Source organism: Desulfoluna sp., assembly GCF_030145185.1.
In the GTDB taxonomy this organism is placed as follows: domain Bacteria; phylum Desulfobacterota; class Desulfobacteria; order Desulfobacterales; family Desulfolunaceae; genus Desulfoluna.
Genome location: NZ_JAQYWB010000004.1, coordinates 1 through 25160 on the forward strand (window position 1 = coordinate 1; position 25160 = coordinate 25160).

At 53.6% G+C, this 25160-nt stretch carries 17 protein-coding genes; 8 read left to right on the top strand and 9 right to left on the bottom strand.

Annotation, left to right across the window (positions count from 1 at the left end):
* Positions 1-543 precede the first annotated feature (543 nt).
* The 6 genes from Q1Q75_RS01640 to Q1Q75_RS01660 form a co-directional block, all read right to left on the bottom strand.
* A complete protein-coding gene (locus Q1Q75_RS01640) occupies positions 544-984 on the bottom strand; it encodes a ParB N-terminal domain-containing protein (protein WP_300667268.1) in 441 nt (146 codons plus the stop codon).
* A gap of 114 nt (positions 985-1098) precedes the next feature.
* Complete coding sequence (locus Q1Q75_RS01645; RefSeq protein WP_300667269.1) at positions 1099-1446, bottom strand: hypothetical protein; 348 nt, start codon at positions 1444-1446, stop codon at positions 1099-1101.
* A gap of 474 nt (positions 1447-1920) precedes the next feature.
* Positions 1921-2079, bottom strand: a complete 159-nt coding sequence (locus Q1Q75_RS22555) for a transposase (RefSeq protein ID WP_366945133.1) — start codon at positions 2077-2079, stop codon at positions 1921-1923.
* 1191 nt (positions 2080-3270) lie between these two features.
* Positions 3271-4311 carry an ABC transporter substrate binding protein gene (locus Q1Q75_RS01650; RefSeq protein WP_300667270.1) on the bottom strand — a complete coding sequence of 347 codons (1041 nt, stop codon included), beginning with the start codon at positions 4309-4311 and terminating at the stop codon, positions 3271-3273.
* A gap of 97 nt (positions 4312-4408) precedes the next feature.
* Positions 4409-5587 (bottom strand): HAMP domain-containing protein, encoded by a 1179-nt coding sequence (locus Q1Q75_RS01655; protein WP_300667271.1) that lies wholly within the window; start codon positions 5585-5587, stop codon positions 4409-4411.
* Positions 5588-5669: 82 nt separating this feature from the next.
* Positions 5670-6746 carry an ABC transporter substrate binding protein gene (locus Q1Q75_RS01660; protein WP_300667272.1) on the bottom strand — a complete coding sequence of 359 codons (1077 nt, stop codon included), beginning with the start codon at positions 6744-6746 and terminating at the stop codon, positions 5670-5672.
* Between the two features lie 662 nt (positions 6747-7408).
* Here Q1Q75_RS01660 and Q1Q75_RS01665 point away from each other — a divergent pair.
* From Q1Q75_RS01665 to Q1Q75_RS01700, 8 genes are all read left to right on the top strand, one after another.
* Positions 7409-7897, top strand: coding sequence for a MarR family transcriptional regulator (locus Q1Q75_RS01665; RefSeq protein WP_300667273.1), 489 nt, complete (start codon positions 7409-7411; stop codon positions 7895-7897).
* 509 nt (positions 7898-8406) lie between these two features.
* Positions 8407-9585 (top strand): efflux RND transporter periplasmic adaptor subunit, encoded by a 1179-nt coding sequence (locus Q1Q75_RS01670; RefSeq protein ID WP_300667274.1) that lies wholly within the window; start codon positions 8407-8409, stop codon positions 9583-9585.
* A gap of 41 nt (positions 9586-9626) precedes the next feature.
* On the top strand, positions 9627-12764 hold the full coding sequence (locus Q1Q75_RS01675; protein WP_300667275.1) for an efflux RND transporter permease subunit: 3138 nt from the start codon (positions 9627-9629) through the stop codon (positions 12762-12764).
* Entirely contained in the window at positions 12765-14195 is a 1431-nt protein-coding gene (locus tag Q1Q75_RS01680) for an efflux transporter outer membrane subunit (RefSeq protein WP_300667276.1), read from the top strand.
* A gap of 408 nt (positions 14196-14603) precedes the next feature.
* Positions 14604-15281 (top strand): cobalamin-dependent protein, encoded by a 678-nt coding sequence (locus Q1Q75_RS01685; protein ID WP_300667277.1) that lies wholly within the window; start codon positions 14604-14606, stop codon positions 15279-15281.
* A gap of 2 nt (positions 15282-15283) precedes the next feature.
* Positions 15284-16297, top strand: a complete 1014-nt coding sequence (locus tag Q1Q75_RS01690; protein WP_300667278.1) for a uroporphyrinogen decarboxylase family protein — start codon at positions 15284-15286, stop codon at positions 16295-16297.
* 36 nt (positions 16298-16333) lie between these two features.
* The gene (locus Q1Q75_RS01695) at positions 16334-17161 is read left to right on the top strand and encodes a hypothetical protein (RefSeq protein WP_300667279.1); all 828 of its coding nucleotides are present in this window, start codon (positions 16334-16336) and stop codon (positions 17159-17161) included.
* 858 nt (positions 17162-18019) lie between these two features.
* On the top strand, positions 18020-20398 hold the full coding sequence (locus Q1Q75_RS01700; protein ID WP_300667280.1) for a methyl-accepting chemotaxis protein: 2379 nt from the start codon (positions 18020-18022) through the stop codon (positions 20396-20398).
* 123 nt (positions 20399-20521) lie between these two features.
* Here the strand turns inward: Q1Q75_RS01700 and Q1Q75_RS01705 are convergent, their stop codons facing one another.
* From Q1Q75_RS01705 to Q1Q75_RS01715, 3 genes are all read right to left on the bottom strand, one after another.
* Entirely contained in the window at positions 20522-21241 is a 720-nt protein-coding gene (locus Q1Q75_RS01705; protein ID WP_300667281.1) for a hypothetical protein, read from the bottom strand.
* Positions 21242-21316: 75 nt separating this feature from the next.
* Positions 21317-22336: a DUF21 domain-containing protein gene (locus tag Q1Q75_RS01710; RefSeq protein ID WP_300667282.1), complete on the bottom strand. Its 1020-nt coding sequence runs from the start codon at positions 22334-22336 to the stop codon at positions 21317-21319.
* Between the two features lie 136 nt (positions 22337-22472).
* Complete coding sequence (locus Q1Q75_RS01715; RefSeq protein ID WP_300667283.1) at positions 22473-24350, bottom strand: MFS transporter; 1878 nt, start codon at positions 24348-24350, stop codon at positions 22473-22475.
* Positions 24351-25160: the final 810 nt, after the last annotated feature.

Sequence of the window (25160 nt, forward strand, 5' to 3'; positions counted from 1 at the left end):
TTCCTCTCTCGCGGATTGTTTCTTCCGGGAGTTTAATTCCTTTGATCAGCCGAATCGCCGAGGTACGCGATCCGTATGCCAGGTGGTGTGGGAGGGCCCTTCAGTGATGAGGGGTCCTATCCCGATGTAAGCCGTGCTTCAATTAAAGATGCCCCTAAAACCCAAGGCCTTGGGGACAACTGAATGGAGAAGACCTCTCGAACTGAAAGAAAGGAAACCGATAACCTTTGAGTTGCGGCCATCTCTCACGAACACGACAGCCTATGAACAAAACCGTTAAACGAGCCACCCTAAAACCCAGAAAGCTGGTTTTGTGACCCTTGTTGGCACTGTTTTACACGAGGATACTCCTGTGACAAACAGTGGAAAAGTTCAAAGAAAGAAGCTATTGAGCGAAGGGAAAAACCACAACCCCTTACGTTTTTCCAAGTTCCGATAAGGCTTACGTCGCAAATCACCGGCGGCAAAAGTTGCAGAGCGAAGCGGCGCGGCTTTTGCCGTCCGAGTGCATTTGCATTGTTAGCTGAGCTCTTGTTAACTCATTTATATTTCACAGTCTCTATCATTCTCAACAATCTCAGTGCGCATGATTTCAGCAGCATCAGATAGACCAACCTCTACCAAAGCAGTGAGTTTGTGTGTGTCACCCAAACCGTCGTGACCTGAAATTGCATTCCTCAACGAACTATAGCCCACCTTTCGATTGTATCCACCACGATCAATCGCTATATTTGCTTCTTCCAAGGTGATCATCAGACAGGGAACACTTTTAAAACCAAGGTTTTTTGCTGCCGCGATTCGGTGGCTTCCTGTCCACGCTGCATATCGTTGCGATAGTTCCCCTATTAGTTTGAGTTGCTCAACCAAGAGAGGTCTGCCAATCCAACCACCTTTCAGATTCTGCTCCAGCTTCTTTACTCTACTGCAGTCACGTGGTTTATGAGGTGGTTCAATTTGCCAAATTTCGATCTCTAATATTTCCACTTTGGGACCTTTGAATCACGCTAACGCCGTGTTCTGTTGAATTTTTGGAGTGGATACTTTTTTTTATCAAACACAAAAAAAAGCAACGGATAAAATTTCAACAGGAACATTTTGTTAGCTTTTATATTGCTCTAATTCTTTCAGGTTCCGCCTCAAAACATCTATCTGCTGCTCCGCAGAGATTGGGTATTGCTTGTCTTGCAGGACTATGGTTCTCGCCTCCATTGGGAAAAATAGGCATCTCGCCAGCCTTATACAGGTCTCAAACACAGCTTCGGCCATCATCCGATAATGATCGTCACCTGAGTTACTTCTAAGAATATTTCCGGAATAATCAAATGCTTTCAATATCTCTGATTTCTCTATATTCAAAGAAATATCGTCTTGAATTCTACAATCATAAAGCCCCTTGAAAAGAGCCTTTAGAGCAAGGTCATGATATTTTTCATCTACTTCATTCATTGAGGTTTCTCCATGAAGCTAACGAATAGTTAAGGGACAGTGCTTGAAGCACAGACAGCACCCCGTAATGCGAAGCTGATCCCTTCAACGAATTGTTGAACAGACCCGCGCCACGACAGCGCTCGAATTGGCCAGTCTCTATGGAGTTTCAACACAAAATCCACGTCACGAAGCGTCAAATTATGTAATGCAACTCTCTGTTTTGCGCGATCAAAGAGTGAATTTCCAAAAAACTTTTCCATTGTGATGTAGGTTTAGTGAAATACTTCCTATGCCCAGCTGATTTAAAGCAGAACTCACCCGTGCTGTCAATGCATGAAAAATGTGAAAACATAAACAGTTAGTGCCACCCGCAAATGATCATGCCGTGGGTTCCCGGTGGGCTGTTTATTCTTGATTCTCTGCCGAATGGGGGGATGACTCGGGTAACAATCAGAGGCTTTCCGCAGGTCGGGCAGATAGTTTTAGATGGGTCTACTTTTTAACCTGAGAGTAGAGCCCGTAAGATCGAACCAGAATGGAGCGTGGCGGTGGAACGTGATAGAGAAATCGTTCGATGAACTCATCTATTGGAAGCGTCATCCGTTTTTGCTCTTCACGGCCCCAATCGAAGACGACGTGGGTTTCAGTAATCTGTTGTGGTTAAACGGTTTTTTGCTGGCAATCGTTCCACGGCAGACACTGGACGCCGGATTTGCCTGTAAAACGGATTTTCTTCTCTCTGCCTTATAAGTGGAAGGGGACTCCAGGCTTGTCGGCTTCGATGAGCGGTGCGGCGCTTCAGCGGTGCGCAAGCACACCCTACCTTAGACCCCCCAGCACCGGTGGTCATGCGTAACCCTGTAGGGCGGTCCTTGCGATTTTGCTTCTATAGAAAAGAGCGTAAATTATTTTTGAACCACGAAAAGCACGAAAGACATGAAAAAAAGCCAGAGATCGAAATGGGATTTTTTTTGTGGTGGCTGAATGCTTGCCCTGTTTTTGCTTTTTGTGTGGTTCGAGGTTAAACAGTTTTTTGCTGGCAATCGAGTCCTCGGCAGACACTGGAAGCCGTATTTGCCAGGAAAACGGATTTTCTTCTCTCTATCTGATCGGTGGAAGGGGGCTCCAGGCTTGTCGGCGTCGATGATCGGTGCGGTGCTTCGGCGGTGCGCAAGCACACCCTACCTTAGAGCCCCCGGCACCGGTGGTCATGCGTTACGCTAACCCGGATATTTCATGAGAAAACAATCAGGACTAAGGAATAATTCGTAATGACAGTTCTTTGCAGCCATATTTTCAGCCGTTTCAAAAATGCAAAATGTAATCCACGGTATTCTGTTTGATTTTCTCACCCTTTGGGCGAGCCGGGTGCACTCATCTGCCGCGTTATCAGAGCCTTGAGGTAAACCACTACATCTTCAGCTCTGATGCCTTGCATATGAGCGCACCCAACTCGTGAAATATCCGGGCTAAAGGGTGTCCTTGCGATTCTGCTTCTATAGAAAAGAGCTTAATAAATTTTTGAACCACGAAAAGCACGAAAGACACGAAAAAAAGCCAGAGATCGAAATGGAATTTTTTTTGTGGTGGCTGAATGCTTGCCCTGTTTTTGCTTTTTGTGTGGTTCGAGGTTAAACGGCTTTTTGCTGGTAATCGTTCCACGGCAGAAAATGGGAGCCGTATTTGCCTGCAAAACCGATTTTCATCTCTCTGCCTGATCGGGGTAAGGGGGACTCCAGGCTTGTCGGCGTCGATGATCGGTGCGGCGCTTCGGCGGTGCGCAAGCACACCCTACCTTAAATCCCCCGGCACCGGCGGTCATGCGTTACGCTGGTGGGTACCCTATTTGAGAACCCGCTGGGTTGTGAAGAGGGTGGTGAAGGATTGGAGCTCTGCGGGGATGGTGAGGCCCAATGAGGTGGCCCGTGACAGGTTGATGCAGCGTTCACCGCGTCGGGGGGTGGTGACGGCAAACTCCGCGGGGGCCTGTCCCTCCAGGATAAAGGCGGCCAGGGTGCCTGCGTGATAGCCCTGCTGGAAGCCGGAGATCGCCTCGGAGAGGAGCAGGCCATCTTCTACGGCCCATTTCCAGAAGCCGACCTCGGGCAAGCGGTTGTTTTCCACGGTCCAGCGCAGCACATCCTCCGGGGCCACTTTGTCTCCTTTGTCATTTTTCACCACATGGTAGGTGATGACCACCAGGGCATCCGCCTGATTTTGCATCTTCAGGACAAATTGTTGCCATTCCTCAAAGGTTGTTGCCGCCTTGATGCCTGCGATGGTGACGCCGTTCTGATCGGCTTGTTGCTTGATACGCTCCAGGATCGGCAGGGAGGTGGGGCCCTTATCGCTGATGACGGCAATGCGTGAGGCGCCTGGGACCACGCGTTTGAGAAGGCAGATGGAGCCTTTAAACCGTTCCCGTTCCAGGCAGCCGGAGATATTGTGTCCGGGGGCCAGAAGGGTGTCGATCATCCCGTTTTCTGTCGGGTCTCCGTTGACTCCGGTGAATACGATGGGCCAGGCGGTATCTTTGAGGTGGCTTACCACGTGGTGCAGGGCATTGTCATCGCTTGCGATGATCACATCCGGCTTCAGGGTGTTGATAAGGGCCAGGGCCTCCTGTCCTTTCTTCTGTTTCCAGTCGGTCTCAGTGTGGCGCTTGGTGTCCATGTAGAAGGTGGTGAGGGACAGGTTAACGCCTTCCATGAACCGTTCTTCTTCAAGGGCTTCACGAATGCCCTGGGTGACGTCTTTAACCCAGGTGTATTCCGCATGATAGCTCTGGAGGATCAGCACACGTTTTGAGTCGGCAGAAGCCGGGGTCCCGATGGTGAGAAAAAGCAGGGTCATCAGGGCGTAAAATCGAAGCTTTGTTATCATGATCGATTCTCCAGAAAACCGGGGCGTCTTCTAAAGACGCACCGGGTGGGTTGATGGGGGCTGTCATGGGTTGGCATCCGGTGTGTTGCCTTGGCCGTTACCGATTGCTTTTCTTCCTCAGCCGTTTAATCGCCACGCTGATGCTGTCTCGCATGCGGCTGATGGCTTCGGCCAGCTCGCCGATCTCATCGCCTGCGTCTACATGGACAGGTATTGTCAGTTCTCCCAGGCTGATGCGGTCGGCCACGTCGGAGAGGTGGATGATCCGGCGGGTTGTGCGGCGGCCATAGAATATAAAGATAGAAGCGGCCAGAAGGGCTCCAAGCCCCATCGCCAGGAGTGTTCCCTGCAGGGCCTCTGTGGTGATACGTCGGGTTTGCTGTCGAATCAGGGTGACGCTTTTTTCAATCTCTTCGGCTTTAAAAGCGGTTCCCGTTACATACGGGGTGCCGCGTACTTTGGCGACGGTCATGTACCATCGACGGGTCTCTCCTTTGTCCTGCCAGTGGTAGAAACCCGCAGCAGAGGGGGCGGTTTCCACCGCGGTGAGGATGTTCCAGAAGGTATCGAAGTCGGGCTGGTTTGATTTCAATTCTGAGAGGTCACGTCCCACGATTTTGGGGTCCACGTGGGCCCAACTGCGCCAGACCCCTCCGGGGTTGGGCTGTTCGTAGAGAAAGGTGAAGCCAGAGTCACCGATTTTTTTGATGGCTATTTTTTTAAAATAGATGTCTCGGTTAAAGTTCCGGTTGATGAGGTCCGGGTGGCTGAAGAGATATTGACGAACCTGCCGGGCGTTGGCGTGGCTCTGCTCCCTGAGGTGTTTTTGTTCAATGCTCCAGATGGCATCAGACATGGTCTCGGCAACCTGGGTGTCCATGCGGGGCATCACCCATTGTGTGTAGTACCAGAGGCTGGCTGTGCAGACGACGAGAAAGGGGAGGATGGAAAACAGGATGAATTTTCCGGTGAGCCCGATCCCCCTTCGGGAAGGGCTGCTGTTCGTGGCCACCTGAGAGGCGCTGGCCTGCTGGGGCTCCGGGATTTCGATGGAAATAGGGACCGTTTCTGGTTCGGGTGCAGGAGAGGCTGTGTCCGATGCCATGCGATCCTTTTTGGCCGTGGGATGCACAGGCTCGGGTGAGGCCGGCTCCGTCTCCCTGGCGATGATGAACCATTCGCCACAGGTCAGACATCTGGCCTTGGAACGGTCCACGGATAGCTTGCTTTCCTTTATACTGTATGTTTTGCCGCAGTGATTGCATGTAATGATCATGGGGGGTTCCTTGTTTGATGGCAGTATTCGAATAAACCGCTACAGGTTCCGTAAATCGTCGAATAGGTCGCTCACGTGCGTGTCAGTCTGGCGGGGAAGAGGGGAGGGCCCGGGCTGTCATTTTGGGGAAGAGTTGGGATGTTTTGGTCAGGTGTATGGGCACTGTGAGGCCGAGTTCGTCGGCTCGGGCCTTGTTGATGCAGGGTTGCCCTGTTCGGGGGGCGGCCACAGGAAAGTCGCCGGGGGACTGTCCACCCAGAATGTAAGAGGTGAGGGTGCCCACATAGTATCCCTGGTCATAGCCGGAGATGGCGTCCGAACAGAGGAGCCCCTGTGAGACGGCCCAGGGCCAGAACCCCATGTCGGGAAGTGTGCTGTGGGCTGTGGTCCAGGCAAGGACCTCTTCGGCCGGGACATAGTTTCCGCTGTCGTCCTTCAAAGTATGGTAGACGACCACGGCCAGGGCATCCGCCTGGGATTGAACCTGGGTGACAAAGGCTTTCCAGGCGGTGAAGCTGTCGGTTTGAAGGGTGGCGACCACCTCCGCTCCACAGGCGGGTGCCTGGGCGTTGATCCTTTGAACCACAGGGGCTCCAGTGGGGGATGCGTCGGAAATGAGGGCCAGGCGTCTGACCTTGGGGACGATGCGTCTCAGGAAGGCCAGGCTCTCTGGAAATCGTTCTCTCTCCAGTGCACCGGTGATGTTACTTCCCGGGTTGTCTCGGTCGGAAATGATCCCATACGCCTCGGGGTCTCGGTTAACCCCTGCAAAGACAAAGGCACAATTCGCTTTATTCATCCGTCGGACCACGTATTCCTGGCAGTTGTCATCCAGGGCAATGACCACGGCTGGCTGGAAACGGTGGATGGCTTCACGGGCCATGTTGCCCGCATCCTCCTTCCATTCACGGGAGGTACGCCGTTTGGTGTCCATGTAGAATGACTTAAGGGTGAGGTTTTTGTCCGGAAAATAGAACTCATCGGCCAAGGCGTCCTTTACGCCTTGCGCCACCGAGATATCCCATACATTGGATGCATGATAGCTGTGGAGAAGCATGACTTTGGGTCGTGTTTCTGACCCTGCGGAGGGGGGGGTGAGTGCTAAGAGCCCTAAAATAAGGGGAGTAAAGAGGATGAGTGTGCGGGTCAAGCGGTGCATTTGTGTCTCCCTGTCCGCAGTGATCGGGGCCGGTGCGGATTCAAATCAAAAGGGTGTCGTGTCTCAGGTAGTAAAATGCCTTTTTGTTTTATTCGAACGAATCAATTCAAAGCAAAATTGATGCCACGGGGTTGTGGTGGGGGATGTGGAGCAGAGATCTCGGTGGCATGGAGTTTTCGGAAGGGGATGACGAGGAGGGTGACGTGGGCCGGGCGGTTGAGAACACTTGTTTTTGAGTCGGGCTGTTCCTTAAAATGGGACGATACCTGTTCCTTTGTCCGGGATGATTAATGAATCCGGGTATAAAACTGTGTTTATAGAGGTGTCCGTTATTTCGGAATCTGACAAGGGAGGAGGCACGACAAAAGTATTGGGCGGAGAACGGACGGTGTTTTTTTTGTTTTGCGGGGCACCCGCGCCTGAATTTTCTTACGGGTGCGTTTGCATGGGTGGCACTCATGTGGCCTGTAAAGGAGCATATGGCCGTGAAAGAGGGGTCCCGTCCGATTTTCGGGGGTGCCCTTAAAAAAAATATCATCTCTTTAAAGGGCTTGTTTCATAGGCTAAAAATACTTTATCTTTGTGCTGGTGGGCGTTGAAAATGAGTCACTTGGATGGAGACTATTGCCCTGTAAAAATAATGTTGCTATGACAACGTTACTATGACAACAAAAATTACATTGCCCAAAGAGTTTGATATTTTTGACCCCTCTATTTTTCCGGATCGGGATTTAAAGGGTTTAATTATCCATATTCTCGACCTGGGAATCGGCGCGGGTATCCGGCGTCGGTTTGAGGCTGCAGGAGCGGACATCACACCGGAAAACTTTATGGTGCTTGCCATGCTCGTGAAAAATGAGGGGGCTCACCAGAGTCAACTGGCAAGACTCATCCATAAAAATCGGCACAACATGACCCGCATTATCACTGCCATTGAACAAAAAGGCTATGTGGAGCGTCGTTCCGATGGCGGGGATAAACGGCGGTTGCTTGTTTTTCTGACGGATCAGGGACGGGCGGTTCTGGAAAAGTATGCACCCATCGTGGCGGCTTTCTCGGCCGAAGTGTTCAACGGCATACCCGAGGAGGATCTTCAGACGATGCAACAGACCCATCTTCGGATTTTATCCAATTTGGGATTTGAATTTTAAGGGTTTGCGTATCGATGGAGCATTTATTTGGGTGCTCCACCCAGCCGGACTTTTCGCCATGGGTGACAAATAGATTTTTAAAACTCGTTTATTAAACTTTTCAAAAGTATAGCCCCCGGCAGGGCCGCCGGAGGCATAAGCTAAAGCGCATCCAGTGTTTTTTTGCGTGCCATCAGAATGGAACCGGGGCCTCGGCGGTTTCCACCTTCCATGCTTTATGTTTGATCGTACCCGTGCACAACACTTCAGCCTATTTTGAAGGAGGCGGGGCTGTTTGAGTCTCGTTGGACCCGGTGAGATTTCATGGGGAATGGACAGCTGTTGCAGAATCGATGACTAATTATAGTAAAAATTAATATATGTCTTTTTTTAGAGTTTTAATAAGGAGGACGCAAGGCGAACATGCGCTGACGGGCGTTGTCTAAACATCACTTTGAGCGGTTTATCATTTAAGCCCCGGTTTGAGCTGGGGAGGACGTAAAAAAATATTTATGATTTGGAGAAAAATCATGATTTTTGGAAAAATAAAATTGCCTTTGTTTCATTTAAGTCACGCCTCTGGCATCACACGACTGATCGCCGTCATAGCCCTTGGACTCATTGCGATTCCGGCCTTTGCCCTGGCGCAGGAACCCGGAAAAGGGGCGGCTGCCGTGTACAAAGCCCCGGTGTCCGTCGTGACCTTGGAAAAAACAACCATTCAGTATACCCAGACCGTTCCGGGTCGGGTCAACGCCTTTAAAGTGGCGGAAATAAGGCCCCAGGTGACTGGGATTGTGGTCAAACGATTTTTTGTGGAAGGCGGAATGGTAAAGAAGGGGCAGCCGCTCTATCAGATTGATGCCTCCTCCTACCAGGCTGTCTACGATTCGACCCTGGCAAATCTGCTGAAGGCCAAGGCCCAGCTTGAAACAACCCAGGCCCGTGAAGCCCGCTATGGTCGGCTGGTAAAAGATAAGGCGGTCAGCCGACAGGATTACGATGATGCCTATGCCGCATTGCTTCAGGCGCGTGCCAGTATCGCCGTGGCCAAGGCCTCGGTGGCTCAGGCAAAAATCAATGTGGATTATACCCGGGTGTATGCCCCGATTACAGGCCGTATCGGCAAATCAACGGTGACTGAAGGGGCGCTTGTCACGGCCAATCAACCCCAGGTGATGGCCCAGATCACTCAGCTGGATCCCATTTATCTGGATATGCAGCAGGCCCGGGAGAAATTGTCTGAACTGAAGAAGAAAAGCATCCATACCGACAAGATTCGGGTGACGTTGGACTATGGGGACAACGAGGGCGTGTATGGCCATACCGGGGAGCTTCAGTTCTCCGAGGTGACCGTAGATCCCACCACCTCTTCCGTGGTGCTCAGGGCCTTGTTCCCCAACCCGGATGAAGACCTGTATCCTGGCTTTTTTGCCAGCGCCACCTTGTTCTTAGATAACGCACAGGTGGTTTTAATCCCCCAGAGAGCGGCTATTTTGCAGCCCAATGGAAAAATGGTGGCCTGGGTGGTGGGCACGGACAGCACGGTCCATCCCCAAACCATCGAGGTGGATGGCGCCCATGGGAACCAATGGATCGTGACCTCAGGCGTTGAAGCCGGGGACTCCATTGTCACCGAGGGTTTTCAAAGGCTTCGACCCGGCAGTGCGGTCGATGTCTCTCCCGTCACATTGGCCCTGGCCAATTAGCCATTCAGCATCATGCTATAACGAAGTAAGGAAGACGATTTATGTCACGATTTTTTTTAGATCGCCCGGTTTTTGCCTGGGTGATCGCGCTACTTATTATGCTGGCAGGGGTCCTGTCGATCCCGCAGATGCCTGTAGAACAGTACCCGACCCTTGCCCCGCCCCAGATCTCCGTGAATACGTTTTATCCGGGAGCCTCGGCGGATACGGTTCAAAACTCGGTCACCCAGGTCATCGAACAGCAGCTGACCGGTATCGACAATATGCGTTATTTCAGCTCCACCTCCGATGCCACCGGCAAAGTGGAGATTAAGGTCACCCTGGAACCGGGGACCGATCCGGACATTGCCCAGGTTCAGGTACAAAACAAGGTGCAAACGGCCATGCCTTTGCTGCCTGCGGCTGTCCAGGCCCAGGGGGTGGTGGTGGCGAAAGCCTCGACAGCTTTTTTGTTTGTCACCAGTTTTCACTCCACCAATCCGGAGATCGGGCAAACCTATCTGGCAGACCTGGTGGCTTCCCGTATTCAGGAGCCCATCACACGCATCAAGGGGGTCGGTTCAGTCAACGCCTTTGGCTCTCCTTATGCCATGCGGGTGTGGCTCAATCCTGAGAAACTGTACTCTTATAATATTTCAACCAATGAAGTGCTGCATGCCATCTCCGAACAGAACATCGATGTGTCTGCCGGGCAGTTCGGTGCCTTGCCCGCTGTTGAAGGCCAGCAGATCAATGCCACGATACTGGCGCAATCCCGGTTGAAAACCGTCGATGAGTTCCGGGATATTATTCTGCGCGTCAATGAAGATGGTTCTCAGCTGCGTCTTCATGATGTGGCCTCCATCTCCCTGGGACAAGAGACCTATGGGACCCTGGTTGAACGCAACGGGTCTCCGGCGGCCGCCTTTGGTGTCAGCCTTGCCACCGGGGCCAACGCCCTGGATACGGCAAAACGGGTGAAGGATAAACTCGAAGAGCTGGCCGCATACCTGCCGGACGGGGTGGGCTATTCCTTCCCCTACGATACGACGCCCTTTGTGGAGATTTCCATTGAGTCGGTGGTTCATACCCTCCTTGAGGCCGTTGTTCTCGTCTTTTTTGTCATGCTTTTGTTTCTGCAGAACTTCAGGGCCACCCTGATTCCCACCCTGGCCGTCCCGGTTGTTTTGCTGGGAACCTTTGCGACCCTGCATGTGTTCGGGTTTACCATCAACACCTTGACCATGTTCGCCATGGTTCTGGCCATTGGTCTGCTGGTGGATGATGCCATTGTTGTGGTGGAAAACGTGGAACGCGTGATGGCGGAAGAGGGCTTGTCCCCCCTGGAAGCGACTCGGAAATCCATGGACCAGATCACCGGTGCCCTCATCGGCATCGGGATGGTTCTCTCCGCTGTGTTTATTCCCATGGCGTTCTTCTCCGGGTCAGCCGGTGCCATTTACCGGCAGTTTTCCATCACCATTGTCTCCGCCATGACCTTTTCGGTGCTTGTGGCTTTGATTTTAACCCCGGTTCTGTGTGCCACCCTTCTCAAACCCATCGCCCCCGGTCACCACGAAAAAAAGACCGGTTTTTTTGGCTGGTTTAACCGGGTCTTTAACCAGGCCAGAGACGTCAGCCATCTCGCCTCGGGTAAAATCGCGCGCAACTGGAAACGTTCCATTGCGGTGTACCTGATGATTTTTGTGGGGCTGGGTGTTTTGTTTGTTCGCATTCCCACGGGCTTTTTGCCGGATGAGGACCAGGGCGTCCTGATGGTTCAGGTCACCACGCCCGCTTCTGCGACGGCGGCCAGAACAGCCGTAGCCCTTAAACACTATACGGATTATCTCGATAACAATCTGGCCGACCAGATTCGTGAATACATGACTGTGGTGGGGTTCAGTTTCTCCGGTTACGGCCAGAACACCGCCGTCTCTTTTGTTAACCTCAAGGATTGGGATCAAAGGGAAGAGACGGTGATGACCATGGCAGGGAAGATCAACCGGGCCATGTCCCAGGTGAAAGACGCCATGATTTTTGCTTTTTATCCGCCACCCATCATCGACCTTGGAACGGCCTCCGGCTTTGATCTCCAGCTCATTGACTACGAAGGTCTGGGGCATGGAAAGCTGATGGAAGCCCGAAATCAGTTGTTGTCCCTGGCCCGTCAGAGCCCCAAACTGGTCGGGGTTCGGCCCAACGGATTGGACGATGTGCCCCAGTATAAAGTGGATATTGACATGGAAAAAGCCCGCGCCTTAGGTCTTTCCATTGGGGAGATCAACGCCACCCTGCAGACGGGTTGGGGGTCCGCCTATGTGAATGATTTTATGGACAACGGGCGGGTGAAAAAAGTCTATGTCCAGGGGCAGGCCAAAGATCGGATGGGGCCGTCTGATATAGAAAAGTGGTACGTGAAAAACAACCGGGGGAAAATGGTCCCGTTTACCTCGTTTTCCAAAGGATACTGGACCTTCGGGTCTCCTCGCTTGGAGCGCTTTAACGGGTACTCCTCAATTAATATCCAGGGGGGCAATGCCCCCGGCGTCAGCACGGGTGAAGCCATGGCTGAAATGGAAAAGCTGGCCGAAGAGCTGCCCGATGGCATCGGGTATGCCTGGTCAACCACCTCCTATGAAGAAAAAATGGCCGGCTCCCAGGGCCCGGCGCTCTATGCCATCTCCATTATCATTGTCTTCCTGAGTCTGGCGGCCTTGTACGAAAGCTGGTCCATTCCTTTTTCAGTCCTGCTGGCGTTGCCCCTGGGCGTTTTGGGATCGGTGCTTGCCAACTTGGCCTTTGGCATGAGCAATGATGTTTACTTTCAGGTGGCCTTGCTGACCACCGTGGGGTTGTGCGCAAAAAACGCCATCTTGATTGTGGAGTTTGCCAAAGAACTTTATGAGTCGGGAACGCCTCTTTTGGAGGCCGCGCTGGTCTCGTTTAAGCTGCGGTTTCGTCCCATCATCATGACCTCCATGGCCTTTGTGCTCGGAGTGCTGCCCCTGGCCCGATCCACCGGTGCCGGTGCGGCCAGTCAGAATGCCATCGGCATCGCCATTATCGGCGGGATGCTCGGGGCGACCTTTCTGGCCATCTATTTTGTGCCCCTGTTTTTTGTTCTCATTGAGCGTATCGCTTCGTTTAAAGGTAAAAAGAGTCCCGTGCTGGAATCCGGCAGGGGTGAGGTGGAATAGATGAAAAAAATTGCACGTGTCGTGCTGGCAAGTGCCCTGATGCTGTCAGGGTGCTCGCTGGCCCCAACATATCAGCGGCCTGAAAATGTGACCGCCGCTGACTGGACATTGATTCAAGGGGGCACCGCCACTCAGAAGCCTGCATCTGAGCAGGGGCTTGCCACCGATATCCCATGGAAAACCTTTTTCCAGTCTGAGGCTTTGCAGTCCGTGGTCCAGATGGCCCTGGACAACAACCGGGATTTGAAAACCGCGGTGCTCAGTGTTCAGAAAACCCAGGCGATCTATAACATTGAACGCTCCAAGCTGCTGCCGGAGCTGAATGCAGCCGGTACGGGCAGTTACCAAAAGGATTTTCGTGGCAACTCCGCAGAAAAGTACCAGGCCGGTCTTGCCATGCCGTTTTATGAGATCGATTTTTTTGGTCGCATCGGCAGCTTGAGCCAGGTCGCCCTCAACACGTATCTGGCCACCGAGCAGGCCCAGATGAGCGTCACCATTGCCTTGATCGCTCAGTCAGCCAATGCCTATTTGCAGCTGACCAGTGATCTTCAAACCCTGGAACTCTCCCGGGAGTCCCTTGAAACGCGCCAGCAGACCTATGGGCTGGTCGATAAAAGCTACCAGAACGGGGTGGCCACCCGGCAGGATCTGGCCCAGGCCCGTATTGCTCTGGAATCTGCCCGGGTAAACACGGTTTTATTTACCCGCAGGGTTCAACTGGATAAAAACGCCCTGGTGGCTATTTTAGGGGTCCGGGGGCTGTCGGGCATTCCCATTTCAACCGCGCTTGATGAGTCGGCCGTTCTGGGAGATATCCCCGTGGGACTCTCGTCAGAGGTGCTGCTGAAACGACCGGATATTCTCCAGGCCGAGTATGCACTCAAAGGGGCCGGGGCAAATATCGGTGCAGCCCGCGCGGCTTTTTACCCGCGCATTGCGCTGACCGGCAGCCTGGGGTACTCCAGCACCGATCTTGGCAATCTTTTCTCTTCATCGGGTGCTGGCGCCTGGGGACTCGGCCCCTCCCTCTCCATCCCCATTTTCAATGGCGGACGAAACAAGGCTATGCTGAAAGCCGCCAAGATTGACCAGCAAATCGCCGTGGTTCACTATGAAAAAACGCTGCAACAGGCTTTTAAAGAGGTGGCCGATGCCCTGGCCGCTCGAGAGACCCTGGGGCAAGAGCTTGAGGCCCAGCAGATGCTGGTTCAGGCCAGTCAGGAGGCCTACGATCTGTCTCTGAAGCGGTATACCGAGGGCATTGATTCCTTTTTAAGTGTGCTCGATGCCCAGAGGTCGCTGTTTGCTTCCCGGACCGCCCGGATAGATCTGCAGCGCCAGGAGCTGTCCAACAGGGTCAGTCTGTATAAGGTTCTGGGGGGCGGGCTCGCGGATGCCGCGCAGACCCCGGGGACCGAGCAACAGTAAAAAGGGAGGGAACGGTTCCGCTCATTTCCTTTTTAAACAGTAATAAAGCGTTTGTTGGGCTCGGTTTTTTCGGGCGTGGCAAGCGCTTTTTTCGTGTTTTTTAGGGCCTCAGCAGGAACTGCATTTCAATGCAGACCCTTTTTTTTCAGTCGCTCTCTCTTGCTTTTCACCTGTAAATCAGACAAACTGTACACATTTATGAACAAATGAGAACCATCGAGATGGAGCCATTCCCCCAGATAGGGTGGGGTGCCTCTTTATGTTCAGGAGGCAGGATGATTCTGTTTTCAAGGGGGGACTTTTCTATGGAAAAGGTAAGCAACTCTCAAAAACAGGGCTCTGGATGGATGGGAACACACTTCAGTGTGTTGTCATCCCCACCGGCACAGAGTTTAATGTAGGTGAGTTATGATTCAACCGAGTCCTGTGGATGAGAACAGGCAGACATTGAAGGCGTTGATTGTTCATGCCGAGCGGGATGAAGCCAACGCGTTTCTTGATGCATTGACCGCCCAAAGCAGCTATCGGGAGGTGTTTCTTTCGCTTTTGGAACCGGTCCTTAAAGAGATCGGAGAGATGTGGGTGGAAGAAGAACTGTCCCTGGCCCAAGGGTATGTCGCGGGGAAAATCGCGGAAGACCTTTTGGAGAAAATGGTCCACTCCGGTGAATCGCCCAAGGGGCGGCCCAACAGCAAGGGGCCTGTGGTCATCGGGAATATTGAAGACGATTACCATGAGCTGGGCAAAAAAATGGTGGGCACTTTTTTGCGGACGGCCGGCTGGAAGGTCTATGACCTGGGCTCAGATGTGACTGCAGAGGAGTTTGTGGCCAAGGCTGTGGAGGTGGGGGCTCGGATTATCGGTGTCTCGGCCATGATGTATTCCACGGCAGACCATATTAAAAGGGTGCGTGAAGAAATTGAGGCCCGAGGGTTGCAGGGGAAAGTGCTGCTTGCGGTGGGGGGGGCCGTGTTTAAGCTTCAGCCGGAACTTGTCCACGAGGTGGGGGGCGACGGAACCATCGATGCCGCCATGAACGCACCCGAATTTTTTGAGCGGTTGTGGGCGAAAGCAAGGGTGGGGTGACGATGAACAGCATGGAACGGGTTCTGGCCGCATTGCAGGGCAGGAAAAGGGATAGACGGGCCGTCACTTTGACTTTGAGCTTGTATGGGGCGAAACTGACGGGTTGCCCCCTGAAAGAGTATTATACCTCTCCCCAGGCGTACCTGAAAGGGCAACAGGCGGTCATCGAGCATTGCCGGCCGGACATCCTTTTTACCCCGTTTGTCCTGACCGCTGAGGCGGAAGCCTTCGGCAGTGAGATCGTCTATCTTGCCAAGAGTCCTCCCAACCTGAGAAAACCGGTGATTCGTCATGGCAGAGAGATGGCCTCCCTGCCTGATCCGGATATGGAGACACATCCAAGGCTGAGGTATCTGCGCGAATCCACCCGGCTTCTGGCGGAAGCCAGCCAGGGGACACGTCCGGTTGCAGGGCTCCTGCTTTCTCCCGTGGACTTACCGGCCCTGATCATGGGGATCGACGGCTGGCTGGAAACCCTTTTGTTTGATCCGGAAAACACCCGACGGACCCTGGAAAAAACCACCCGATTTTTTGTGCGCTGGGCCAATACCCTGGTCGCCGAGGGGGCCGATTTACTGGTGATTCCCTCCATGTTCTCCCACCCGAAGATCCTGACCCCCAACATATTGGAAACGACGGTGATGCCGGCCCTGACTGAAGCCTTTCAAGAGGTGAACGCGCCCCTGGTCTTTCATCACGGGGGAAACCCCCTTTCGACATGTATGGGTCTCTATGACGATTTACCGAATGTGGCGGCCTTTGCGCTGGATGACCGGGACAGTTTTGCGGACGTCCGGGAACAGATTGGGCGGGAAAAATTGCTGATGGGCAATATCAACGGGCCGAACCTGTGGCGACTCACTCCGGAAGAGATTCGAACCGCCTGCAGGGCGCTTCTTGACGACAGAGCCGACGACGATCGGTTTGTCATCGCCACAGCCGGTGCGGACGTGGCTTACGACACGCCGTTAGAAAATATCACCACCCTGGTCGAGGCCGTGGAATCATTCGGTTAATGCGTGACGCGATAGGGACATCTATGGGGGCCAATCATGATTTCAGATTCTGACGGTAAAAAACAGGCCTCTTTGCTCCTGGTGACCGACATGCTCGAACGCATCCTTTCCCATGCCGGAAATGCCGTTCAGTGCGCGGACTATATCACGACGCAGATACGAGAGCTGGTGGGGGTAAAAATGGTTGTCCTGATGCAGGCTTCGTTAAGCCGAGACGGGCATTTTGAACTGGCATCCGTTTGCCCCCAGCGGCATGCTGATAAGATGATGCGTAAAGAGATCTTTGAGCTGTGCCGATTAAGTGAGAATATGCTGACCGCAACGCACCTGAGCCCGGATACCATTCATCGGGAAGGGTTTCGTGAACTGGCCGCCTTGGGGCTTAGCGACTCCTTTATCGTCCCCTTACGGGCGGGCGACGAACACGTGGGCACCCTGTTGCTCCTCGATCTTTTGGCGATGGAGGGGGTCGAAGGCGTGGTTCAGGTCCTGCAAAGTTTATCCGGTGTGATTGGCTTGATTTTTAAAAATGCCCTTTTTTCTCAGGGGCTTGATTCGTTGGTTAAACAGCGAACCCAGGAGCTGGAGTGTGAAATTGAAGAACGGAAGAAAGCCGAAGCCAGAAAAGAAAAACTGGTCGGAGAGTTACAAAATTCCTTGAATGAAATCAAAACCCTGAGGGGGATCCTCCCTCTGTGTTCCTTCTGTAAAAAAATACGCGATGATGAAGGGTACTGGGAACAGGTGGATGTCTATATACACCAACACTTGAACGCCGAGATATCCCATGGCATCTGTCCGGACTGCATGAAGATAAATTATCCGGACGCGTTCAAGGCGATGCAGGGTAAAAAAAAAGAGTGATGCCGAATCGGCGGTTCTTTCGTGCTGGCCTTCGCTGGAATGCTTCTCCTTGCCCGCTCCCTATCCGTGATCCCGCCTTTTGCCTACAGCCATATTTCTTCTATACATAGGGTTTTAAACAGAAATCGTCGTTTCCAGGAGATGAGGATGGGGCATCGATGCGCCTTGACCTCCGGTGTATACCAGACGGTGATGCCGTCGATTTCAGTTTCCTGGTAGCCTTTTTTGCTGAGAGGTGTGCCTCGACGAACCGCCGGGGTGAGCTTGGATGCTTGGCGGGCGGGGCCTCAGCCGCTGCAGCCCTTTTTGATGACCATTCGAATGGTGATGGCGTCACCCCGTGTTTGAAGGGTACGCCTGGCGTCTTGAGTGAACTGCAACATCTGTGTCTCCCTTCATGTTTTTGTTCGGGTTCGATTCTCAGGCCATTTTAATTCATAAAAAATCCGGGGTGATGATTGATCGTGTCTCTTCCGTTGGCATTTATACGCTCATGGAGGGGAGATGTCGACCCTCTGAACGAAGGGAGGAGGCTGCCTGTTTATGCGAAGCCGACTGTTTTTTTCAGGCGCGTATAAAGTTCCCTGTCCACTGTGCCGATGACTGATACACCAGGGCCGGTAAAAGATGTTTCGTTTTTGATTGGTGGTGTGTGTTGGATGGCTAAGTTGGGCGTCATAACCTCTGTTTCGGGTTTTATGTCGTTCGGTGAGACGCCTCCACATCACGATCAGTGATACTTTTTCAGGGACCCTGAGACATGAGAAATAGGCAGAAACACCTACGTTGGGGGGGGACCTTCCAGCATCGCAGTTTGAATGGTGCCGGATCCGGCAATTTGAAATGGAGGATGAAACGATGTTTGCGTCTGTAAGTCTCAGAAAAAAGTTGATTGCAGGATTTTCTTTAATGGTGGGGGTCCTGCTTGTGGTGGGCTTGACCGGTTTTTTTAGCTTGAATCGCGTCATCCAACAGGCCAATCAGGGGTACATGACCCTGGAACTGGATGCGGAGCTTAATGCCCTGGCCGGTGAGCAGATGGGCTATGCCAGGGATGGCAAGTCAGAGCAGTTTGAGGCCTTGAACGTCAGGCTGGAGACGGTAAAAGGAAAGGTGGAAGGCCTTCAGCAGGTTTTGGGCGATACCGGAGAGGTGAAAGAGCTCATCACTGGCAGGGCGCTGTATGCGAAGCATCTGGATTCCTTGAAAGCGGCCAAGGCGAAGAAAGAGGTGCTGCGTGGCGATTTGTTGAAAACCGCAGCCCAGGTGAAGGAGATGATGACTGCGGAGGCGGCACGTGTTGAGGAGGCCACCCGGCAGGAGGTGCTTGAAAACAGCACGCACTATTTGAAAAAGAACGCATTTTCCGCCGTGCGTAATCTTGTGGATTCCGCACACGATGCGGTGATGGCCATGCATGGTGCCTCTCAATCCCGAGACGTAGCCCTGTCTGTGGTGCGAAAGATGCACTTTGCCGGGGGAAACTACTTTTTTGTGATGCAGCCCGATTTTACCCTTGTGGCGCACGGTGCCAACCGCAAACTCGAGGGCATGGATTTTTCCAAAATTCGTGACAAGAAAACCGGGAAGACCTTTATGGTGGATGTGGTCAAAGATGCCGTTAGAGATGGCTCCTCCGTGACAGAGTACTACTGGACCAAGCCGGGCATGGGGGAGTCGGCCTTCCCCAAGGTAACGGTGGCCCGCTATTATAAGCCCTGGGATCTTGTGATCTGCGCTGGGGTCTACCTGGATGACATCGAAACCGCCGGTCAAGAGCTCAATGGGGTGATTGAAAACGGTTTCAGGCGGCTGCAGGCCCTTGGCGAGGTGGAGGAATCCCTTCTGGATGCCCGCCTGGGAGCCCTGTATTACCTGGCATTCCACACCGATCCCGGAAAGGTCAATGCGGCCCTGACAACGCTGATGGACATGGAGGCAGCCACCGAAACCGTGAAGGTGTCAGCCGGTGAGTATCTGGCCACCTGGACCGACTATGTCTCTCAGGATGAAGATGAGGTGAGTACCGGTAAAGAGGCCAGAGGGGTTCTTGGGAAAGCTTCGGTGCTCATGCATGACATGGCGGTGAAGGCCAATAAAGCCTTCGGTGAATCGGCGGCTTCGGGGAAAACCGTCATTGTGATCTTTATTCTTGTGGGGGGACTCCTTGCGCTGGGAGCGGCCATGGCCCTTATTGTCTCTATAACGACGCCCTTGAAACAGGCCAGTTCCATGCTGCAGGATATTGCGGAAGGGGATGGCGACTTGACCCAGCGTCTTACGGTGGCAAGTCGGGATGAATTGGGCGACATGGCTCACTGGTTCAACCTCTTCGTAGAAAAACTTCAGCTGATGATCAAAGAAATTGCCGGAAACTCTGAAACGCTCTCGGGGTCTTCAAACGGGCTGACGCAGCTGGCGGGTCAGATGGCTCAGGGGTCGGAGGCTTCATCGGCCAAGGCCCATACCGTGGCCGCTGCCTCCGAGCAGATGAGCTGCAACATGGACGATGTGGCGAGGGAGACGGAGTTGTCAGCAGGCAATATCAACTCCATGGCCTCGGCCACGGAGGAGATGACCTCGACCATCGGTGAGATTGCCCAGAATTCTGAATCGGCGCGCACCATCACCGGGGAGGCCGTCACACAGGCTCGGCGAGCGAAAGAGAAGGTGGGTGATTTAGGGGATGCCGCCATGGAGATCGGGAAAGTGACCGAGACCATCGGAGAAATTTCCGAGCAGATTAATCTTCTGGCTTTAAACGCGACCATTGAGGCGGCCCGGGCCGGGGACGCCGGCAAAGGGTTTGCCGTGGTGGCCGATGAGATCAAAGAGCTGGCCAAGCAGACGGCGGTGTCGAACCAGGAGATCCGGGAGCGGATTGGTGAGGTGCAGGCCACCACTGGCGATACCGTCTCGGAGATTGACGCCATTGCAGACGTGATTGACAAGGTGAATCAGATCGTCATCACCATTGCCGCCGCCATCGAAGAGCAATCTGTCACCACGGCTGAAATATCAGGCAATATCAACCAGGCCTCGTCGGGAATTCAAACGGTTACCGAAAAGATTCTGGAAAGTACCGGTGTCTCCCGGGATATGGCCCGAGAGATCTCTGACGTCAACGCCACGGCAGGGGAGATGTCTGAGGTCAGTACCCAGGTAAATACCAACGCCGCAGAGCTTCAAGGCCTTGCAGATCAACTGACGTCCCTGGTGGGACGATTTAAAGTGTAGCCGACTGCCCTCCCCCATTTTCTTTGTGGGGGAGGGCATCTATTGCCACCCGTCTTTCCCCCCCCCATGGCACCCTGTCAGGTTCTTTTTCGGGCTGACACCTTCTCTCTTCCCTGATCCCAATCAATGCAGTGTTCTGTCTCCTTCCGGCCCCTCATCGCTGTATATTTTTTCTTTCGTCACCCAGGCGGCGGCGGTGAAAATATAGAGACTGAAAAAGATGTTGCAGATGACGGTGACTGCCGTGGCCACGGTGTTGTTTCCGATGGCGGGGAGAAGCGCCGGCAGAATGGTTCCCTCAAAGAGAAAGACCAGGACGCTTAAGAAAATAAGAAAGAGGGAATCGGAGACATTTCCAAAAAGACATTTGATGCCGGTGAAGACCGCATGTTTGGGCTGGCCGGTGATAAAGGCCAGGGGGAAGATATAGATGGGAAGAATTTTTAAGGTGATCATGATGGTAAAAAAAAGGGCCTGGTTGTTCTGGGGGAAGAAGAGGGCGGAGAGGATGACAAATATCGGGGTGACAATGATGATGAGGATCAGGGTGGTCAGGAGGTAAACGGGCAGATGCTTTTTGATGAGCTCTGGTGCGGACAGGGGGCGGGTCCCAAAGATCCCCTCGATGATGCGTCCCAGAAAAAAGGACATGACCACATAGCTCAGACCGGTGGAGACGGCAAACTGCGCGATCAGTAAATTCTGCATCTCCTCTCCGCGTCTCATGCCGGCAAAGAAGATGTCGAGAAAGAGGGTGAGGGCGATGAAACCGATGATATATCGAGCCAGGGGGACAATGGCGTTGATGACTCGCTTTGCATCGTGAAATCCGTATATTTGCATGGATGGCGGCTCCAAATTTTAGGCTCATGTGAAAGGTGTTTGACCTGTTTTATGCAGAGGGTCACGGCGTTGGGGCTATGTGGTGGGCCGATCCGCGATGCCGCGCAGAAGCCGTCCGAGAATGTCCGCACCGGTGATGACCTTTTTTGTCTCGCCCCATAAAAGGATGAGATCATCGTCAATGACATCGTCGTCGGATCGTTCGGGGTGGACTTTCAGTTTGGTGAGTACCGATCCCAGGGCCGTGGTGCCGTCTGAGGTGAGGATAGGACGGTGGCAGTGGACCATGGGTTGAATGGGTCTCGTGTGAAACAGGGCGCTCCGGAGAAAGCTGTCGGAATTAAGGGCCAGCTTGGGATACCCGCTGTCATCAATGAGGATGATCCATTTTTTCCCTGAAGACTCGATCTGATCAATAAAATCCTCGAATGCCGGGGTCCCGGAGGCCGGGAAAACGGGCATGCCGTCTTGAAAAGGCAGTGGAATGATGCTCTTGGGGTCGATGAGTTCTCCCTCCTGGGCGAGGGGGATATCGTCTAAGGCCAGAAAATTCAAGGCGCCTTTGCCTTCGACGGGGTCGATGTCGGACTGGTCCGATTTCATGTGCATGGTGATGAGCTTCTGCATGTCACGCTCACCCAGATAATGGATGGATTCTTTGCCGAGCCACTGGTCCAGGAGTAAGGCGCAGGGCTTGGCCACCAGAAAGAGGAGGCATTGGTAGACACGCAGGAGGGGGGAGAACCAGTAGGCCATCTTGAGGGCGTGCCTGGAGAAATAAGCCTGGGGGATAATCTCGCCCAGAAAGGTGATAAGCACCGTTGAGAAGAGAAAGGCTGTGAGGCCCGCCATCACGGAGTTGGCCAGAAGGGCCAGCAGCACGTTGATGCCCACGTTGCCCCAGAGGATGGTGGTGAGAAGAAAATTGGAATCTTTGCGAAGTTTCAAGACTCGCAGGGCGTGCTTGTTGCCCTGGGATGCTTCGATTTCCAGACGGAGTTTGCTGATACTGAAAAAGGCCAGATTGAGCCCTGAAAAGACGGCGGACTGCGTGATACAGAACGCGATGCCCGCCCAAATTATACCATCTATCATGTGAGGTTACTTTTGTGGGGTGATGGGTTAAGCAGGCGGAAAAAGTGCCTGCCAGGAAGCGTCGGACCGAGGTCTTCATCGGCCCGACCTTACAAGATAATCATATTTTAACCGTTTCTTCCAGAGGATTTAACATTTATGCGTGATCGCCCCTCAGGCTGAGGACCCGATTGTGCAAGCCCTCGGCGGTGGCCTGCTCCGGGGCGACGGGATCGCCCACGGTAAAGTGGATTTTTGAGTAGAGACGTCGGGGGCGTTTCGCAAGGGCTGTTCCGTCCTTGTGACTGAAAAAACTCCCCCAAAGTCCTTTCAAAGCCGTGGGAACGACAGGGACCGGGGTGCGCTCGATGATTTTTTCGATGCCGCTCTTAAAGACGTCGATCTCTCCGGTGCGGGTTAGTTTGCCTTCGGGGAAGATGCAGATTACCTCGCCGGCTTCCAGCTCTTCTGCGATGCGGTGAAAGGCATTTTCATACGTCTCCGGGTCCTTGCGTCGGGAGGTGATGGGGATGGTTTTGCCCGTGCGGAAGATAAAGTTGAGGACGGGGATGCCGAAGATGCCCTTGTCCATGACGAACCGGACGGGTCGTCTGCAGCAGCTCCCGATGATCAGGGCGTCCATGTAGCTGACGTGGTTGCAGACGATGACAGCCGCCCCTTCGCTGGGGATTTTTTCCAGGTTTTCGTGGTGGATGCGATAAAAAAGGTGGGTGATGACCCAGACGAGGCAGCGCATGGTGAATTCAGGGACGAGGGTGTAGATGTACACGGCCACAGCGATGTTCATGAGGGTGATGGTAAGAAACAGGGTCGGAATGGAGAGGCCGAAGGGACCGAGAAAGAGGGCTCCCAGGATGGCCGCGCCGACCATGAAGAGGGCGTTTAAGATGTTGTTGGCCGCGATGACCCGGGATCGGTGGCTCGCTTCGCTGCGGGTCTGAACGATGGCAAAGAGGGGGACGATGTAAAGACCACCGAAGATCCCGATGAGCACAAGATCCACGAGAATCGGGAGGCTGCCCCGGGTGCCCAGAAATGACAGGAGCGTGTGGGGTACTTCCGGGACGGGCAGGCTGCCCATGAGGGCCAGGTGAATGCCGAAGAGGCTGAGGCCGATGGAACCGATGGGGACGAGGCCGTACTCCACTTTTTTGCCGGAGAGATACTCGCAGAGCATGGAGCCAGCGCCGATGCCGATGGAGAACATCGCCAGGAGCAGGGTGGCCACCCCTTCGGTGCTGTGCAGGACATTTTTTGTGTAGGCGGGGATCTGGGTCACATAGCAGGCACCCAGAAACCAGAACCAGGAGATGCCGAGGACGGAGAGGAAGACGGTCTTTTCTTTTTTTGCGTAGCCCAGGGTGCGCAGGGTCTGGCTGAAGATGTTCCAGCCGATGACAAGGTCCGGGCTGGCGGCCGGAGCCACAGGAATTTTGCGGCTGATCAGCCACCCGGCCAGGGCGGTGACGACGACGGCCGTGGCGGAACACAGGGTGGGCAATTGGATCAGGATGCCTCCGGCGATGGTGCCGGCGAGGATGGCCACAAAGGTGCCCATCTCCACGAGGGCGTTGCCGCCGATGATTTCAGTGCTGTCCAGGTGCTGGGGCATGATGCTGTACTTCACCGGGCCGAAAAAGGCGGACTGGGTCCCCATCAGGAAGAGCAGGGATAGAAGCGCGGGGGTGCTGCCCATCATCAGGGCGGCGGCTCCAGCGCTCATGATACCGATCTCCGCCAGCTTGATCCGGCGGATCAGGAATCCCTTTTCGTATTTGTCGGCGATCTGACCGGCCAGGGAGGAAAAAAGAAAGAAGGGGAGGATAAAGAGCCCGGCGGCCAGGTTCATCAGGATATCGGTCTGGCCGGGCTGGGTGGCCCGAAAGGCCAGGAGCAGCATGAGGACGTTTTTAAAGATGTTGTCGTTAAAGGCCCCTGCGAACTGGGTCCAGAAAAAGGGGGCGAAACGCCGGGTCTTAAGAAGGCTTGAAGGGGCGTGGTCATTTTGCGGCATGGGGTCTCCTATGTTACCGGGTTGAGGTCTATGCATACCACAGTGGGCTGCTTTTCACCGGCTGTTTTTTATTCGCTTATTGAAAACCCAGGGCCGAGGGCAATGCTTAAAAAAGTATAACTATTCGGCTCCTAAAAAGCCTCTGGCGGCAAGGGTGGCGAAGCCACTTAGGCAAAACACCTTGAAAGCAGGTTGCGAATGCGTTTTGCCCCCTTGTCACGGCGTAGCCGGAGGCGAAGGGTCAAATCACATCCGCTTTTAAGATGAAATTTAATCAAGGTTATTTTGTAAAACCTGTTTGTTAAACGTTTCGTAACTATTCAGCTATCCATTTATGGCTCCGGTCTGACAGCACCCTACGCTTTTCGTCTTTCCCGCGCAGGCGGGAATCCATGTATGAAAATCCGTATGGCCCTCATTTTTGTAATGACGTACCGGGTGGATGCGTAGGGTGCGCCGTGCGCACCGTCAGGCGTATCGTAAACCGGAAACACCGCATTTTGAAATAAGACTCGTGGTCATCGTTAATTTGGGAGGCCGATGGTCCTCTCTACGGTAGAAGGTGCGGGAGCCGCACCCTACGCGGTGATGAAAAGACGTGACGTATTGGCATTTGAATCTTTCTGTCATTTGCCTCGAACGACCTGGCGAAGGCAAGCTGAATAGTTACAACTTTTCAAAGCTTTGGCCCCCGGAGTTATTCCGGTTAAAGTCAACCCGTGAATTGACACGGAAGCACCGACAGGTCATGCACTTGCGACATCCGTTGTCCCCCCTCACCCGTCACGCGAATGCGGACGCGAGGTGCCC